Origin of the sequence: Achromobacter sp. Root83 (assembly GCF_001428845.1) — a bacterium.
Classification (GTDB): domain Bacteria; phylum Pseudomonadota; class Gammaproteobacteria; order Burkholderiales; family Burkholderiaceae_B; genus Achromobacter.
Window position 1 is genome coordinate 152,255 of sequence record NZ_LMIU01000027.1, and the last position, 16,313, is coordinate 168,567.

13 protein-coding genes are annotated in these 16,313 nt (G+C 68.2%); 6 read left to right on the forward strand and 7 right to left on the reverse strand.

Annotated features, from left to right (window positions below):
- Positions 1–55: 55 nt before the first annotated feature.
- The 3 genes from purH (at position 56) to ruvA (ending at position 2,887) form a co-directional block, all read left to right on the forward strand.
- Entirely contained in the window at positions 56–1,645 is a 1,590-nt protein-coding gene (gene purH / locus ASE30_RS27100; protein ID WP_057287371.1) for a bifunctional phosphoribosylaminoimidazolecarboxamide formyltransferase/IMP cyclohydrolase, read from the forward strand.
- On the forward strand, positions 1,645–2,193 hold the full coding sequence (gene ruvC, locus ASE30_RS27105; protein ID WP_057287372.1) for a crossover junction endodeoxyribonuclease RuvC: 549 nt from the start codon (positions 1,645–1,647) through the stop codon (positions 2,191–2,193). The genes purH and ruvC overlap by 1 nt, the downstream gene beginning before the upstream one ends.
- A gap of 121 nt (positions 2,194–2,314) precedes the next feature.
- The gene (gene ruvA, locus ASE30_RS27110; RefSeq protein WP_057287373.1) at positions 2,315–2,887 is read left to right on the forward strand and encodes a Holliday junction branch migration protein RuvA; all 573 of its coding nucleotides are present in this window, start codon (positions 2,315–2,317) and stop codon (positions 2,885–2,887) included.
- A 10-nt stretch (positions 2,888–2,897) separates the two neighbouring features.
- Here the strand turns inward: ruvA and ASE30_RS27115 are convergent, their stop codons facing one another.
- From ASE30_RS27115 to ASE30_RS27135, 5 genes are all read right to left on the reverse strand, one after another.
- Positions 2,898–3,818 (reverse strand): complex I NDUFA9 subunit family protein, encoded by a 921-nt coding sequence (locus ASE30_RS27115; RefSeq protein WP_057287374.1) that lies wholly within the window; start codon positions 3,816–3,818, stop codon positions 2,898–2,900.
- 90 nt (positions 3,819–3,908) lie between these two features.
- The gene (locus ASE30_RS27120; RefSeq protein ID WP_057287375.1) at positions 3,909–4,874 is read right to left on the reverse strand and encodes a threo-3-hydroxy-L-aspartate ammonia-lyase; all 966 of its coding nucleotides are present in this window, start codon (positions 4,872–4,874) and stop codon (positions 3,909–3,911) included.
- A 109-nt stretch (positions 4,875–4,983) separates the two neighbouring features.
- Positions 4,984–6,057 (reverse strand): Holliday junction branch migration DNA helicase RuvB, encoded by a 1,074-nt coding sequence (gene ruvB / locus ASE30_RS27125; protein ID WP_057287376.1) that lies wholly within the window; start codon positions 6,055–6,057, stop codon positions 4,984–4,986.
- 72 nt (positions 6,058–6,129) lie between these two features.
- Positions 6,130–7,716, reverse strand: coding sequence for a sensor histidine kinase KdpD (locus ASE30_RS27130; protein WP_057287377.1), 1,587 nt, complete (start codon positions 7,714–7,716; stop codon positions 6,130–6,132).
- Positions 7,716–8,417: a response regulator gene (locus ASE30_RS27135; RefSeq protein WP_057287429.1), complete on the reverse strand. Its 702-nt coding sequence runs from the start codon at positions 8,415–8,417 to the stop codon at positions 7,716–7,718. Before ASE30_RS27135 ends, ASE30_RS27130 begins: the two co-directional genes overlap by 1 nt.
- 219 nt (positions 8,418–8,636) lie before the next feature.
- Here ASE30_RS27135 and ASE30_RS27140 point away from each other — a divergent pair, with 219 nt between their 5' ends.
- Positions 8,637–9,962, forward strand: coding sequence for a fimbrial protein (locus ASE30_RS27140; RefSeq protein WP_235515361.1), 1,326 nt, complete (start codon positions 8,637–8,639; stop codon positions 9,960–9,962).
- Positions 9,963–10,054: 92 nt separating this feature from the next.
- Entirely contained in the window at positions 10,055–11,884 is a 1,830-nt protein-coding gene (gene recQ / locus ASE30_RS27145) for a DNA helicase RecQ (RefSeq protein ID WP_057287378.1), read from the forward strand.
- Positions 11,885–11,996: 112 nt separating this feature from the next.
- Here the strand turns inward: recQ and ASE30_RS27150 are convergent, their stop codons facing one another.
- Together ASE30_RS27150 and ASE30_RS27155 are read right to left on the reverse strand one after the other, a co-directional pair.
- Positions 11,997–13,052 carry a cytochrome d ubiquinol oxidase subunit II gene (locus tag ASE30_RS27150; protein ID WP_057287379.1) on the reverse strand — a complete coding sequence of 352 codons (1,056 nt, stop codon included), beginning with the start codon at positions 13,050–13,052 and terminating at the stop codon, positions 11,997–11,999.
- A complete protein-coding gene (locus ASE30_RS27155; RefSeq protein WP_057287380.1) occupies positions 13,049–14,392 on the reverse strand; it encodes a cytochrome ubiquinol oxidase subunit I in 1,344 nt (447 codons plus the stop codon). The genes ASE30_RS27150 and ASE30_RS27155 overlap by 4 nt, the downstream gene beginning before the upstream one ends.
- A gap of 136 nt (positions 14,393–14,528) precedes the next feature.
- On the opposite strand from ASE30_RS27155, the gene ASE30_RS27160 reads away from it, so the two are divergent.
- Positions 14,529–16,298, forward strand: coding sequence for a glutamine--tRNA ligase/YqeY domain fusion protein (locus ASE30_RS27160; protein ID WP_057287381.1), 1,770 nt, complete (start codon positions 14,529–14,531; stop codon positions 16,296–16,298).
- Positions 16,299–16,313 lie beyond the last annotated feature (15 nt).

The following is a 16,313-nucleotide window of genomic DNA, read 5'->3' on the forward strand; positions in this document are numbered from 1 at the left end:
TTTCCCATCCGACCAGAACGAGAAAGGCGTCCCCGCCCCACTCCCGTCCCTCATCATGAAAATCGAAACCGCCCTGCTTTCGGTGTCCGACAAGACCGGCATCGTTGAATTTGCCCGCGCCCTGGCTGCGCGCGGCGTGCGCCTGCTGTCCACCGGCGGCACCGCCAAGCTGCTGGCCGACGCCGGCCTGACCGTGACCGAAGTGGCCGCCCACACGGGTTCGCCCGAGATCCTGGATGGCCGCGTCAAGACGCTGCACCCGAAGATCCACGGCGGCCTGCTGGCCCGCCGCGACAGCGCCGAGCACATGGACACCATCAAGGCAGCCGGAATCGATCGTATCGACATGCTGGTGGTCAATCTGTATCCGTTCCGTGAAACCGTCGCCAAGCCGGACTGCACGTTCGCCGACGCGGTCGAGAACATCGACATCGGCGGCCCGGCCATGCTGCGCGCCGCGGCCAAGAACCACGGCACCGAGGCCGGCGGCGTCACGGTGGTGATCGATCCGGTCGACTACTCGCGCGTCCTGGCTGAAATGGACAAGGGCGGCAGCACCTCGTACGGCCTGCGCCTGGCGCTGGCCTCGAAGGTCTATGCGCACACGGCCGCGTACGACGGCGCCATCGCCGCCTACCTGACCAGCCTGACCGAAGCCGAACCCAAGCAGGAAGCGGTGCCGGCCCGCAACGAATGGCCCGGCACGCTGACGCTGCAGGTCAAGCAGGAGCAGGCGCTGCGCTACGGCGAGAACCCCCACCAGAGCGCCGCCTTCTACGTGGACGCGCAACGCCAGGCCGGCCTGCTGGGCAACTACCGCCAGCTGCAGGGCAAGGAACTGTCCTACAACAACATCGCTGACGCGGATGCCGCCTGGGAATGCGCGCGCAGCTTCGAGGCGCCCGCCTGCGTCATCGTCAAGCATGCCAACCCCTGCGGCGTGGCCGTGGCGGCCGACACGCTGGGCGCCTATCAGCAAGCCTTCAAGACCGACCCCACGTCGGCCTTCGGCGGCATCATCGCCTTCAACCGTCCGGTGGACGCCGCCACGGCCGAAGCCGTGAGCGCGCAATTCCTGGAAGTGCTGCTGGCGCCCGCCTACGACGGCGCCGCGCTGGCCATCCTGGCCGCCAAGAAGAACGTGCGCGTGCTGGAAGTGCCGATGGGCACGGGCCAGAACGCCTTCGATATCAAGCGCGTGGGCGGCGGCTGGCTGGTGCAGACCCCGGATGCCTACAACGTGCCGCGCGATGCCCTGAAGGTGGTCAGCAAGCGCCAGCCCACCGAACAGGAAATGAACGACCTGTCGTTCGCCTGGAAGGTCGCCAAGTACGTCAAGTCGAACGCCATCGTGTTCGTGGGCGGCGGCATGACCCTGGGCGTGGGCGCCGGCCAGATGAGCCGCATCGACTCGGCCCGCATCGCCTCGATCAAGGCGGAAAACGCCGGCCTGACGCTGAAGGGCTCGGCCGTGGCGTCGGACGCGTTCTTCCCGTTCCGCGACGGCCTGGACGTGGTGGTGGCGGCGGGCGCGACCTGCGTCATCCAGCCCGGCGGCAGCATGCGCGACGATGAAGTCATCGCCGCGGCCGACGAGCACGGCATCGCCATGGTGCTGACCGGCACCCGCCACTTCCGTCATTGATGCGCGTCCTCGGCATCGATCCCGGCCTGCGCCGCACCGGCTTCGGTGTGATCGATGCCGACGGTTCGCGGCTGCGCTACGTGGCCAGCGGGACCATCGTGGTCCCGCCGGCGCTGACGCTGTCGGAACGCCTGAAAGTCATCCTGGACAATCTGCGCCAGGTGGCGCGCGACACGCAACCCGACGTGGCCGCGCTGGAAATCGTCTTCCTGAACGCCAATCCCGCGTCCACCCTGCTGCTGGGCCAGGCGCGCGGCGCCGCGCTGTGCGCGCTGGCCGACAGTTCGCTGGCGGTGCACGAATACACCGCGCTGCAGATCAAGAAAGCCGTGGTCGGCACCGGCCGCGCCGCCAAGGAACAGGTGCAGATGATGGTGCAGCACCTGCTGGCGCTGGACGGCGTGCCCGCGCCCGACTCGGCCGACGCGCTGGCCTGCGCGATCTGCCATGCGCACGTCGGGCCCCTGCAGGACAAGCTGGAACGCCTGGGCGGCGCGTTGCGCATGGGCGGCAAGACCCGCATCCGCAACGGCCGTCTGATCGGCTGACGCTTCCACGCGCTTTTGCGCGGCGCGCCCGCCCGTTCGGCCCGCCACCGCCCCTGCGCGTATAGAATCCCCGCATTCGCCGCGCGTTTAGCGGCCCCACCATTGCCAGGCCCTCATCACCATGATCGGACGCATCACCGGAACCCTGATCGAAAAACTGCCGCCCACGATCTGCGTGGACATCGGCGGACTGGGTTATGACATCGACGTGCCCATGAGCACGCTGTACTCGCTGCCCGACACCGGCGCCCGCGTCACGCTCTACACGCACCTGACCGTGCGCGAAGACGCCCACATCCTGTATGGCTTCGCCTCGGCCGCCGAACGCAGCGCGTTTCGCGAGCTGATCAAGGTCAGCGGCATCGGCGCGCGCACCGCGCTGTCGGTGCTCTCCGGCCTGTCGGTGGCGGACCTGGCCCAGGCCATCACCCTGCAGGAATCGGGCCGCCTGACGCGGGTGCCCGGCATCGGCAAGAAAACCGCCGAGCGCCTGCTTCTGGAAATGCGCGGCAAACTGGGCGCGGACATCGGCGCGGCGTCGCACATCACGCACGACAACCAGTCCGACATCCTGAACGCCCTGCTGGCGCTGGGCTACTCCGAAAAAGAATCGCTGTCGGCGCTGAAGACGCTGCCCGAGGGCGTGGGCGTATCCGACGGCATCAAGCAGGCGCTCAAGGCGCTGGTGCGCTAAGGCCCCAGGCCTAGGGCCCGCCCTGCAGATAGCGCGGCGCCACGGCCTCCAGGCCTGTGGGCACCACATGCAGTTCCGGCGCCATCGGGCCACTGCAGATGTTGTCGCGGCGCAGGGAATCCAGGTTGTCGCGCGACATCAGGGGCGTGCCGGGCATGCATTCGAACAGCCTGGCCTGCATGCGGCCCACGCCCATGGGCACGCTGACCACGGGCCGGGGATGGCCGCTCCAGGCGGCGCAAAGCCGCGCGATCTCGCCCAGGGTATACACCTGAGGCCCGCCCAGTTCGTAAGTCTTGCCGCAGGTATGGGTATCGGCCAGCGCCGACGCCATGGCGGTCACCACGTCGCCGACGTAGACCGGCTGCATCCGCACATGGGCGCCGGCCAGCGGCAGCACGGGCAGCCAGCGCGCCAGCGTCGCGAACATATTGGTGAAATTGTCGTCCGGCCCGAAAAGGACCGAGGGACGGAAGATCGTCCAGCCGCCCTCATGGCGCTCCAGGAAGGCCTGCTTGATGGCTGCCTCGCCATCCCCCTTTGAACGTTGATACATGCTTTCGCCGCTGGAATCGGCGCCCAGCGCGCTGACGTGCAGCAGGCGGTGCACGCCGTGGCGCAGGCAAGCCTGCGCGATGCGCTGCGGCAGGTGCACGTGGGCCCGGGCGAATTCCGAGCCATAGGGACGGCCCATGTTGCCGTGCAGGATGCCCACGAGATTGACGACCGCGTCGCATCCCTGCACCAGGCTGTCCAGCGCGGCATCGTCGTGGATGTCGGTTTGGATCAGGGTGACGGTAGGCAGGATTTGCAGGTCGCGCCCGCGCGCAAAGAGGCGCGTGGGCACGATGAGCTGATGCTGGTCCGTGCAAAGCCGCGCAACCAGATGACGGCCAATGAAACCCGTGCCGCCAATGACAAGGATACGCATGGCGCAGCCTCCTGTTCGTCGGGATCGAATTCCGATTCTGCCCTGCAAGGTCGACAACCGCAAGCACGCGGGCGGACCGCCGCCGCGGCGTCAGGCCGCCAGCAACCGGGCGTAGGCCGGAAGATCGACGTTGCCGCCGCTGATGATGATGCCGACCCGGGCCCCGCGCACCGGCACCACGTTCTGCATGACGGCGGCCGCGCCCAGGCAGCCCGTGGGCTCCACGACCATCTTCATGCGTTCGGCGAAGAACTTCATGGTGGTGACAAGCTGCTCATCCGTCACCGTGACGATGTCGCGGACATATTTTTGAATGAGCGGAAAGGTCAGGTTGCCCAGATGGGTCGTGGCCGCGCCATCGGCCAGGGTCTTGGGAGCCGGGATTCGGACGATTTCGCCCTTGCGCAGGGACTGCTGGCCGTCGTTGCCGGCTTCGGGCTCCACGCCGTACACCAGGCAGCGCGGGCTCAGCGCGAACGCGGACAGGGCCGACCCCGACAGCAGGCCGCCGCCGCCCAGGCACACGAACAGGTAATCCAGTTCGCCCACTTCCTCGAACAGTTCCTTGGCCGCGGTGCCCTGCCCGGTAATCACGTCTTCGTGGTCATAGGGCGGGATCAGCGTGGCGCCGGTCTCGGCATGGATGCGGCGGGCGATCTCTTCGCGGTCTTCGGTGTAGCGGTCATAGGTGACGATCTTGCCGCCATAGCCTTCCGTGGCCGCGCGCTTGGCCGCGGGCGCGTCCAGCGGCATGATGATGGTCGCCTGCACGCCCTGCAGCCGGGAAGCCAGCGCGATGGCCTGCGCATGATTGCCCGACGAGAACGTCACCACGCCGGCCGCCCGCTGTTCGGGCGTGAGGCGCGCGATGGCGTTGTACCCGCCCCGGAACTTGAAGGCCCCCATGCGCTGGAAGTTTTCGCACTTGAAGAACAGCGACGCGCCGGCGATGGCGTCGGCGGTGGCCGAAGTCAGGACGGGCGTGCGGTGTGCGTTGCCGGCCAGGCGCTCGCTGGCGCGCACGACATCATCATAGGTGGGCAATTCGGGCAGCATGGAATTCGGTCCTTTGATCGCGAGGGGGAAATCAAAACCCTGGGATCATAAACCCGTCAGCGGCATTTGCGCGCCGCCCAGATGCACGACGGGCGCAAGGCGGCCCGGCCTATTTGCCGAAGAGGTCGGCGCTGCCGCCAGTAGCGCCGGCGGGCGGGGTCAGGCCAAGGTGGCGCCAGGTGGTCAGGGTGGCGGTGCGGCCCCGCGGGGTGCGCTGCAGGTAGCCGTGCTGGATCAGGTAGGGCTCGATGACGTCTTCGATGGTGTCGCGTTCTTCGCCGATGGCCGCGGCCAGGCTGTCCACGCCGACCGGGCCGCCATCGAACTTATGGATGATGGCTTCCAGCAGCTTGCGGTCCATCAGGTCCAGGCCTTGGGGGTCGACCTCGAGCATGGCCAGCGCGCGGCCGGCGACGTCGGCGTCGATGATGCCGCTGGCCTTGACCTCGGCATAGTCGCGCACGCGGCGCAACAGCCGGTTGGCGATGCGGGGCGTGCCGCGCGCGCGGCGCGCCACTTCGGCCGCGCCGTCCGGCGTGATGCCGGCGTGCAGCAGGCCGGCGCTGCGCGTCACGATGTGCCCGAGGTCGGTGGCGTTGTAGAACTCAAGCCGCGACACGATGCCGAAGCGGTCGCGCAGCGGATTGGTCAGCATGCCTGCGCGCGTGGTGGCGCCCACCAGGGTGAACGGCTGCAGATCCAGCTTCACGCTGCGCGCGGCCGGCCCTTCGCCGATGAGGATGTCGATCTGGAAGTCCTCGAGCGCGGGGTAGAGGATTTCCTCGACCACGGGCGACAGGCGGTGGATCTCGTCGATGAAGAGGACGTCGTTCTTTTCCAGATTGGTCAGAAGCGCGGCCAGGTCACCCGGACGTTCCAGAACGGGCCCCGACGTCTGGCGCAACTGCACGCCCATTTCATGCGCGATGATGTGGGCCAGCGTGGTCTTGCCCAGGCCCGGCGGGCCGAACAGCAGGACGTGGTCGAGGGACTCGCCGCGCTTTTTGGCCGCGGCGATGAAGATCTCGAGCTGTTCGCGGGCGCGTTGCTGTCCGACGTATTCCCCCAGCGCCTTGGGCCGCAGCGCGCGTTCGATCGATTCCTCGTTGGGCGACACCGGCTGCGGCGCCACGATACGGGGAGCGTCGGGACGGGAGGAAAGGGAATCGGACTGGATGGCCATGGTGCGGAAACGACAAAGGACGAAGCAGGATGCATCGTACCGTAGGGCGGGCCGCCCCGGGGCGGCCCCGCTTTACTGGGCCGCGGACAGGGGCAACCTGACCCGCACGCACAGGCCGCCGGATTCCGCCTGGCGCAGTTCCAGCGAGCCGCCATGCGCGCGCGCGATGGCCTCGGCCAGCGCCAGCCCCAACCCCACGCTGCCGGTGCGCGTGCGCGCATCATCCAGCCGGCTGAACGGGCGCAGGGCCTCCTGGCGGCGTTCCGGCACGATGCCGGGGCCGTGGTCGGCCACATCGAGCACCGCCTGGCCGTCCTCGTGGCGCAGCGCGATATCCACCGGCGGCGCGCCGTGATTCAGCGCATTGCCGATCAGGTTGTCCAGCAGGCGGCCCAGCGCAACGGCATCCGCCTGCACCACCAGGGCGGAGGCGTCGGCATCGGCGGCCAGGCCGATCTCGGTGCCCGCGCCCTGCCAGGCGCCCACGCGTTCGGTCAGCCAGTCGGCCAGGACGATGGGGGCGTATCGATAGGCCGCCGGGTCGGTGCCGCGCACGAAGCCGATGAACTGGTCCACCATGTGCTGCATGTCCTGCAGGTCCGCGCGCAGGCCTTCCTTCAGCTTGGAGTCGTCCGCCATCTCGATGCGCAGCCACATGCGCGACAGGGGGCCCTTCAGATCATGGGGCAGGCCGGACAAGAGCGTGCGGCGCACCGAATCGGACTCGGCCAGCGCGTCCAGCATGGCGTTGAAGCGTTCCCCCAGCGCCCGGGTCTCGTGCGGGCCCGAGGGCTCGACGCGTTGCGGCTGACCGGCGGCAAGCTGATCCGCGGCATCGGCCAGCCGGGTGATCGGGCGTGTGATGTGCCAGGAGAAACCCACCGCCAGCAACAGCAGCAGGCCCAGGCCTCCCAGCCAGGCGGCGATGAATGGCGTGGCCACGGGTGGATCCAGGCGGTCCAGCGGAATGACGAGCCATTCGCGCAGGCGCGGCGCGTCTTCGGTGGCGGGATTGGGCGCCAGCGAGATGAAGATCTCGGGTGTGGGGCCGCGCGACAGCGCCACCCGCGTGCCGTCGTTCAGGCGTTCATTGAGCTGCTGCACCAGCACCCGCAGGTCGCGGCGGATATCGTCCGGTTCGGGCTGGCCGCGGCGGTCGCGCTCCGCGTGCTCGCGGGTACGGTCGCCATCGCGCTGCGCGTTCGGACGGTCGCCCTGCGCGCCATCGCCATCGCGGTCGTCGCCCCGCACCTCGGGGGGCGGGGGCGGCGGCGGACCGTGGATCTGCGAATCCGAAGCGGCGGGCGGCGGGGGCGGCGGGCGCGGAGCGCTACGCGGCGCGGGCGGTGGACGCTTCCCGTTGAAGCGCTGCAGCTTGGCTTCTGCCGGCAACACGCGTGACCACAGCCGCCACTGGTTCTGGGAGGCGGTTCGCACGAAATCGGCACGGTCTTCGGCCGGGACCTGGGACACGGCGGCGCGCAAGGTACGGATGGTGGTGACGATGTAGCCGATGGCCACGTCTTCCATGAACTTGTGCCGGAAGTACGACACCGTCACCAGCGTGGCCGCCTGCGTCAGCAGGACCGAACCCAGAATCAACAGGATCAGGCGCGCCCGCAGCGAACGCGGCATCAGAAAGCCGGGGGAAAAGCGCATCAGGGGGAAAACCGGTAGCCGATACCCCAGACGGTCTGGATCCAGCGCGGCTGCTTGGGATCGTCTTCGATCACGCGGCGCAGGCGCAGGATCGCGATGTCGATGGCGCGGTCATTGCGTTCGCCGGCGTCGTCGTCCCGGGCCAGCGCCAGCAGGCGCTCGCGCGACAGCGGCTTGCCCGCGTTGCGAACCAGGGCTTCCAGCAGATTGATCTCGCCGCCGGTCAGCTTGACCACGGCGCCATCGCGGGAGAGCTGACGCGTGGACGGGTCGAACACGAAGGGTCCGAAGGACACCGGCGCGTCCTTGGTGAGCGCCGACGGGCCGCGCTTGCGGCGCAGCACGGCCTCGATGCGAGCCAGCAGTTCACGGGGATCGAAAGGCTTGCCGACGTAGTCGTCGGCACCGGCCTCCAGGCCGATGATGCGGTCCACGGCTTCATCGCGCGCGGTCAGCAGGATGACGGGAATGTCCTCGCCCTGCTCCCGCAGGCGGCGGCAGGCGTCGGCGCCGTCGCCGCCGGGCAGCATGCGGTCGAGCACCAGCAGATCGGGGGCGTAGCGGGTGATGCGCGACGACAGGTCGGTCGCGTCCGGCGCCAGCAGGGTGTCGTAGCCGTGCCGGTTCAGGTAGTCGGCCAGCAACTGGCGCAAGGCCGGGTCGTCGTCGACGACCAGCAGCTTGGTGTGGGAATTGTCCATGGACGTCATAGTGCGGCGGGCCGCCTCCGCCTGCAAGAGGCAAGAAATCATCTGAAATATACCCGTTGCGCGATGTTCGCGGCCTGTTCCCGCGTTTTCGCCCGCGGACACCCGCCGGAAATGGACTGACCATAAAATGGCGGTTCGACTGCTGCCGCTCGTCCGGTTTACTAAAGAACGTTTACAGTTGCGGCGGCCGCCCCTCTTTACACTGTCCCCATGATCGCCCCTGCAATCATCTGGCGCAGACGGCTGTTGCACGCGGCGCTGACGGCAGGCATGGTCTGCCCGCTGGCTCCGGCGTTCGGCGACGAGTCCGATGCGTCCCCTCATGCCTCCCCGCCCCCGGCGGCGGCCGCCACACGCGTGGCGCGCGGCATCGGTGTTCTGTCCCCGGTTCAACCCATTCCGGTGCGGCCCGCCCCGTCGCTGGATGCGCGCGCCATGCCGCTGGATCCCCTGCCCTGCGGCCTGCAAGCCGCGGAGCCCGCGATGGACACGAGCGTGCAGGGCACGGACGACAGCCCCGAAGAAGGGTTCATCCCCGGCACCGGACCGGCGCTTTCCGGGGATGCCCAGCCCGCTCCGCTGGCCTGCGATCCGATCGCGGAGGACGCCGTCCCCGAAGACAGCGCACCGGACTATTCCTTCGCCCTGGAAGACGGCGATATCCCCGTGGTGGTGATTTCCGGCGTGTCCCGCCCCAGCCGCCCCTGGTTCGCGTCCGCCAGCGGCCAGGATGGCTTGCGCTACGGCGGCAACCGCAACTGGGTCTACCGCAACACCTCGGGCCCGTCCGTCACCGTCGGCAATGTCAGTGCCTACGCGCCCACCTGGGGCAGCGGCGCGCCCCTGGGCGGATTTCAGATATCCAATTCGGCCGGCACCAGCGCCACCCTGCCCGAAGGCAGCTTTGGCTATTCCTCGTCGCTGGGCAAGCTCAACCTGATGGATCCCGCCGCCCGGTCGGGCGCCGTGGATTACGGGGCGTCCGTCGGCAGCGGCAGCGTGCGCTACGGACTCACGCCCGTCCTGACGCTGGAGGGCCAGGTGCAGAGCGCGCCCTCGCTCACCACGCGCGGCATGGGCACCACCTACACCGCCGGCGAGTACGGCACGTTCCAGGCCGGCGCCACGCAAAGCACGTTCGACGCGGCCAGCGGTTACCGCTACCGCTTCGGCTACAACGTGGACGTGGCCGACATGGTGAACCTGGGCTATACCAACGAGCAGATCGGGGCGGGCTATGGCGACCTGTCGACCTACTCCGGCGGCGTGGCTTCGGCCCCCCAGACCCGCAACACCCTGTCGGCGGGCGTCCCCATGTCAGGCTGGGGCACGCTCAGCGGCACCTATTCCGGCCTGCGCGAAGGTTCCGTCCTGGCCGAGCAGCGCGTGGGACTGTCCCACAGCATGTTCGTGGCTCCCAAGGTCAAGCTGGCCGTGGGCGCCGACCGCGACATCGTGTCGGGGAACTACGAGTGGCGCGCCAACCTGAGCATGCCCGTCGATACCTTCATGCGCGGCACCTGGCTCAGCTGGTAGGCGAACCCGGCGCGGACGGAAATATCTCTCCGGAACGGGCGCGCCGGAATTGGGGCTTAAAATCCCTGCCATGATGCTTCCGGCCTACCCCCATGTCTGACGCGCGCGCCCTGGGCGTGTTGCAGCGCGTTTTCGGTTACGAATCCTTCCGCGGCGACCAGCAAGCCATTGTCGAACAGGTGATCGACGGCGGCGACGCGCTGGTCCTCATGCCCACCGGCGGCGGCAAATCGCTCTGCTACCAGATTCCCTCGCTGGTCCGGGAAGGCACCGGCATTGTCGTGTCGCCGCTGATCGCCTTGATGCAAGATCAGGTGGACGCCCTGACCGAACTCGGCGTGCGCGCGGCCTTCCTGAACTCCACGCAGGAATGGCGGGTGGCCCGCGACGTCGAACAGGCCTTCCTGGCCGGCGAACTGGACCTGCTTTACGTGGCGCCTGAACGCCTGCTGACAGACCGCTGCCTGCAGTTGCTTGAGCGGGGCCGCATCGCGCTGTTCGCCATCGACGAAGCCCACTGCGTATCCCAGTGGGGCCACGACTTCCGGCCCGAATACCTGGGCCTGTCCATGCTGCACGAGCGCTGGCCGGATGTGCCGCGCATCGCGCTCACGGCCACCGCCACCGCCGACACCCGCGCCGAAATCGCCCAGCGCCTGTCGCTGGACGAAGCGCGCCATTTCGTGTCGAGCTTCGACCGCCCGAACATCCGTTACCGCATCATCGAAAAGAACGAGGTCCGCAAGCAGTTGCTGGACATGATCCGCACCGAACACGAAGGCGAATCCGGCGTGGTCTACGGACTGTCGCGCGCCCGCGTCGAGGAAACCGCCGAGTTCCTGTGCAACCAGGGCATCGACGCCATGCCCTACCACGCCGGGCTCAGCCCGCAGGTGCGCGCGGCCAATCAATCCCGCTTCCTGCGCGAAGACGGCGTGGTCATGGTGGCCACCATCGCCTTCGGCATGGGTATCGACAAACCCGACGTGCGCTTCGTGGCGCACATCGATCTGCCCAAGTCCGTGGAAGGCTACTACCAGGAAACCGGCCGCGCCGGGCGCGATGGGCTGCCCGCCACCGCCTGGCTCGCTTACGGATTGCAGGACGTGGTGCAGCAGCGCCGCATGATCGACGAGTCGCCTGGCGACGAGTCCTATCGCAGGCGCCTGGGCCAGCAACTGGACGCCATGTTGGGCCTGTGCGAAACCGTGGAATGCCGGCGCGTGCGCCTTCTGGCCTACTTCGGCCAGCAGATCACCGCCTGCGGCAACTGCGACGTCTGCCTGGAGCCGCCGCAGGCCTGGGACGGCACCGTCGCCGCCCAGAAAGTGCTGTCGGCCGTCTATCGCCTCTGGAAGGAACGCGGCCAGCGCTACGGCGCGGGCCACATCATCGACATTCTGCGGGGCAAGGTCACCGACCGCACCAGGCAGCATGGCCATGAAACGCTCAGCGTGTTCGGGGTGGGCGAAGACCTCAGCGACACCGCCTGGCGCGGCGTCCTGCGCCAGCTATTGGCGCAGGGCCTGCTGACGGTCGACAACGAGGGCTTCGGCACGCTGGCGCTGACCGAAGGCAGCCGCGCCGTGCTCAAGGGCGAACGGCAGCTCATGCTGCGCCGGGAATCCGAAAAGAAAACACGCTCCAGCAAGACCGGCAGCGGCCGGCCCAAGGCCGCCGCCATCGACCTGCCGTCCGAACTGCAGCCCGTGTTCGAGGCGCTGCGCGCCTGGCGCGGCGAAGTCGCCAAGAGCCACGGCGTGCCCGCCTATGTGATCTTCCATGACGCCACGCTGCGCGAAATCGCCCTGGCCCAGCCCGAATCGATGGACGCCCTGAGCCACATCAGCGGCGTGGGCGCGCGCAAGCTGGAAGCCTACGGCGAAGAAATCCTGCAACGGGTCGCCAGGCCGGTCCTGTAGGCCGGCACCGCGCCGGGCGGCGGCAAACCCGCCCGGACGGCCGCTGGACGATTCAGCCGCCAGCCGTCAGCGTTGGCGCGGCAGCGCCTTCGCACGATGGCAACGGCAGCGACTAATACGAAGGCGGCGGCAGCAGCGGCATGGGCGGACGCTCCTTGCCGAACACCGACCGGTAGGCCAGGATGTTGAACACCAGCACCACTGGAATCCCCACGACCGCGCCCGCCATGACCAGGCGCATCGAGCCCAGCGCGCCCGCGCCGTCCCATAAGGTCATGTCGTCCAGGATCAGGTAGGGGAAGAGGCTGTAGGCCAGCCCGCCCAGCATCAGCAGGAACAGGGCCACGGTCAGTACGAAAGGCAGCCAACTGAAGCGGTCCGCCCGGCCGGGCAGACGCGCCAGCAGCATTTCGGCGGCCACGAAGCCCGCCAGCATCAGCACCCATACCGATGCGGCCAGGCTCAGGTGCGCGATGTTGCTCCACTTGTAGAAGATGCCCGCGTTGGCCAGGCCCAGCGTGACGGCGATCGCCACCATCCCCACGGCGGTCCAGCGGATGGCGTGCCGCGCCCAGTTGGCGGCGCGGCGCTGCAGGTCGCCGTCGACGCGCATGACCAGCCACGACGCGCCCAGCAGCACATAAGCGGCCACCGCGCACAGGCCCACGAACAGGGAGAACCAGCCGTAGCCGGCATCGGACTGGTAGCCGGTGGCGATGCGCCCCAGCAGCATGCCCTGGCCGAACGCCGTGACGATGGACCCCGCCCAGAACGCGAAGATCCAGCGGGGCTTCATGTCGTTGCGGGCGCGGATGCGGAATTCGAATGAAACGCTGCGCAGCACCACGCCCAGCACCATGAAGGTGAGTGGGCCATAGAGCTTGCCGAGCACCGCCCCCCAGGCGAACGGGAACGCCGCCGCGAACAGGCCCATGCCGAGCAGCAGCCAGAATTCATTGGCATCGCGCCACGGACTGAGCAGGCTCATCATGCGGCCGCGCTCGTGTTCGGGGGCGAGCTGCAGCAGGATGCCCACGCCCAGGTCGAAGCCGTCCAGGACCATGCCCGCGGCGATCACCACGAACAGCAGGCCCATGAAGGCCAGCGGCATCCAGAAGGAAGGATCGTCGGGGCTCAAGCCCTGCGAGGCGGCCAGCATGGCGATCATGGCGTACCCCCGCCCAATTTGCGCACAGGCACGACGCCATAGCGCGCCGCGTGGAAAAGCATGGCGGCGAAAGCGGCCAGCAGCAGCGCGTACAGCAGGCCGTAGCCGATCAGGCCGTAAAAAAGCGTGCTGGAGGCGACGCTGCCCAGGACCTCGGACTGCGTGATGGTGCCGTTCACGACGAAGGGCTGCAGGCCGATGACGGACACCCACCAGCCTGCCACGACGGCGATGCCGCCGGAGAACATCATGCCGCACAGCACGCGCTGCCACCACTGCGGCAGGGTCGACGGGTCCATGCCGCGCCGGAACGTCCACAGGAAGGTCACGCACGCCACCAGCAGCATCAGCAGGCCCAGGCCCGCCGCCACGCGCAGGGACCAGAAGGTCAGCGCCACGGGGGGCAGCATGCCCGAATACTTGTCCAGGCCCTGATAGGTGCCGTCGGGATTGCGATGCAGCCACATGCCGCCGGCATTGCGCAGGGTCAGGTCGGCCGTGTTGACGTGGGCGCGCGCATCCGGCCAGCCGAACAGCACCAGTTGCGGCACGGCCCCGCTTTCCCAGAAGCCGGCCGCCGCCGCGGCCTTGGCGGGCTGCAGCTTGGCGACCATCTGCCCGGCGCCGGTCGCGACCGGCAACTGCAGGAAGGCCGCCACCACGGCGACCACCAGCGCGGTCTTGAACGCGTTGCGCTCGCCATCGCCCAGCGGGCGCCGCAGCGCCTGCAGCGCCGTCACGCCCATCATCAGGAACGAGGCGGCCAGGGCGGATCCGACGATCACCGTGGCCATGCGCCAGCCCACCGAGGGATTCAGCACGACCGCGACCCAGTCGTAGACCTGGTAGCGGCCATCGACCAGCACCGCGCCATCCGGCGTCTGCATCCAGGATTGCAGGGCCAGGACCCAGAAAACCGCCACCAATTGCCCCAGCGCCACCATCAGCACCGCCAGCGTGTGCGCGCCATCGGATACGCGGCGCTGGCCGAACAGCATGACGCCCAGGAAACACGATTTCAGGATGAAGACGGAAAGAATGCCGTAGCCCAGCAAGGGGCCCGCCACGTTGCCGATCTTGTCCATCAGACCGGCCCACAGGCTGCCGATCTGGATGAGGACCGGCACGCTGGCCGCCAGGGTCAGCACGAAGGCCAGGGCAAAGATGCGCACCCAGAAGCGGTACGCCGCCGTCCAGCCGCCGCGTCCCGACCAGCGGGCGCGTATCTTGAAGAACAGCAGCACCCAGACAAGTGCCAGGGAAACGGCGAGAAAAAGCGCCAGGAAGCTCAGGCTGGCCACAAACTGCGCCCGGGCCAGGGATAGGGTGGAGATATCCATAATGGCCCGTAGTGTAGAGCCAGTTACAAGACAATGGGGGCAGTTTGAAACCAGTTGCGGACGACGTGAAATGGGCTTGCCTGCGGAACGTGGCAAAATTGACGCTTTGTCGCTGCTTTTTCCTATTCTTTCAAGAATGACCTCCGCCACGACGCCGACCCCCGCCGCATCAAATTTCCTGCTCAACATCGTCCAAGACGACCTCGAAGCGAACCGCTTCCAGGGCAAACGCTGGGCGGGCAAGCCTGGCCCGGCGGCCGTGCAGCAGCAGGGGGAAGCGGACCCGGCCCGCATCCGCACGCGCTTTCCGCCGGAGCCCAACGGCTATCTGCACATCGGCCACGCCAAGAGCATCTGCGTGAACTTCGGCCTGGCGCGCGACTTCGGCGGCGTCTGCCACCTGCGCTTCGACGACACCAATCCCGAAAAAGAAGACCAGGAATATGTTGACGCCATCATCGAGGCCGTCCACTGGCTGGGCTTTGACTGGAAGGCCGGCAACGGCCAGGAAAACCTTTACTTCGCCAGCGACTACTTCGGCTATATGTACGAGTTCGCCGAGGCGCTGGTGGAAGCCGGCCACGCCTACGTGGACGAACAGAGCCCCGAAGAGATCCGCGCCAACCGAGGCACGCTGACCGAACCCGGCACGGACTCGCCCTGGCGCAACCGCCCGGCCGCGGAATCCATCGCGCTGCTGCGCGAGATGCGCGACGGCAAGCATCCCGACGGCAGCCTGGTGCTGCGCGCGAAGATCAACATGGCTTCGCCCAACATCAACCTGCGCGACCCGGTCATGTACCGCGTGCGCCATGCGACGCACCACCGCACCGGCAACCAGTGGTGCATCTACCCGATGTATAGCTGGGCGCACCCGGTGGAAGACGCGCTGGAAGGCATCACGCACAGTGTCTGCACCCTGGAATTCGAAGACCAGCGCCCGTTCTACGACTGGATCCTCACGCGCCTGGCCGAGCTGGGCAAGCTGGCCGCGCCGCTGCCGCATCAGTACGAATTCGCCCGCCTGAACCTGAGCTATGTGGTCACCAGCAAGCGCAAGCTGCTGCAACTGGTGCGCGAAGGCCATGTGGACGGCTGGGACGATCCCCGCATGCCGACCATCTTCGGCCTGCGCCGCCGCGGCTATACGCCGGCCTCGATCCGCCTGTTCTGCGACCGCACCGCCGTGTCCAAATCCGACTCGCGCATCGACTACAGCCTGCTGGAGCAGGCCGTGCGCGACGACCTGGACCCGATCGCCGCCCGCTCGGTGGCCGTGCTGGACCCGATCAAGCTGATCATCACCAACTACCCCGAAGGCCAGACCGAAGCCTGCACCGCGCCGCGCAACCCGCACGACCCCGAGGCGGGCGTGCGCGAGTTCCCGCTGTCGCGCGAGCTGTGGATCGAGCGCGACGACTTCCGCGAAGAAGCGCCCAAGAAGTACTTCCGCCTGTTCCCCGGCAACACCGTGCGCCTGAAGTATGGCTACGTTGTGCGCTGCACCGGTTTCACCAAGAACGAAGCCGGCGAAGTCGTCGAAGTCCAGGCCGAGTACCTGCCGGAAACCAAAAGCGGCACGCCAGGGTCCGATAGCGTCAAGGTCAAGGGCAACATCACCTGGGTCAGCGCGGCCCACGCGGTGCCCGCGCAGATCCACCTGTACGACCGCCTGTTCGCCGACGCGCGGCCCGATGGCGGCGACAAGGACTTCGTGGCCTGCCTGAACCCCAACTCAAAGCAGACGGTCACCGCCTGGCTGGAGCCGGGCACCGTGGCAACGCCTGGCGCCACCTGGCAGTTCGAGCGCCTGGGCTACTTCACGGCCGACCTGAAGGATTCCACCGAGCAGGCGCCCGTGCTTAACCGCATCGTGACCCTGCGCGATTCCTGGGTCCAGGGCTGACGCGCCGCGCGCGTA

Excerpts from the sequence above, each read along its gene's own strand:
- ASE30_RS27135 (WP_057287429.1), bottom strand. The coding sequence starts at position 8,417 with ATGGACAATTCCCACACCAAGCTGCTGGTCGTCGACGACGACCCGGCC.
- ASE30_RS27140 (WP_235515361.1), top strand. The coding sequence starts at position 8,637 with ATGATCGCCCCTGCAATCATCTGGCGCAGACGGCTGTTGCACGCGGCG.
- ASE30_RS27150 (WP_057287379.1), bottom strand. The coding sequence starts at position 13,052 with ATGATCGCCATGCTGGCCGCCTCGCAGGGCTTGAGCCCCGACGATCCT.
- ASE30_RS27160 (WP_057287381.1), top strand. The coding sequence starts at position 14,529 with ATGACCTCCGCCACGACGCCGACCCCCGCCGCATCAAATTTCCTGCTC.
- ruvB (WP_057287376.1), bottom strand. The coding sequence starts at position 6,057 with ATGGCCATCCAGTCCGATTCCCTTTCCTCCCGTCCCGACGCTCCCCGT.
- purH (WP_057287371.1), top strand. The coding sequence starts at position 56 with ATGAAAATCGAAACCGCCCTGCTTTCGGTGTCCGACAAGACCGGCATC.
- ASE30_RS27155 (WP_057287380.1), bottom strand. The coding sequence starts at position 14,392 with ATGGATATCTCCACCCTATCCCTGGCCCGGGCGCAGTTTGTGGCCAGC.
- ruvC (WP_057287372.1), top strand. The coding sequence starts at position 1,645 with ATGCGCGTCCTCGGCATCGATCCCGGCCTGCGCCGCACCGGCTTCGGT.
- ASE30_RS27130 (WP_057287377.1), bottom strand. The coding sequence starts at position 7,716 with ATGCGCTTTTCCCCCGGCTTTCTGATGCCGCGTTCGCTGCGGGCGCGC.
- recQ (WP_057287378.1), top strand. The coding sequence starts at position 10,055 with ATGTCTGACGCGCGCGCCCTGGGCGTGTTGCAGCGCGTTTTCGGTTAC.
- ruvA (WP_057287373.1), top strand. The coding sequence starts at position 2,315 with ATGATCGGACGCATCACCGGAACCCTGATCGAAAAACTGCCGCCCACG.
- ASE30_RS27115 (WP_057287374.1), bottom strand. The coding sequence starts at position 3,818 with ATGCGTATCCTTGTCATTGGCGGCACGGGTTTCATTGGCCGTCATCTG.
- ASE30_RS27120 (WP_057287375.1), bottom strand. The coding sequence starts at position 4,874 with ATGCTGCCCGAATTGCCCACCTATGATGATGTCGTGCGCGCCAGCGAG.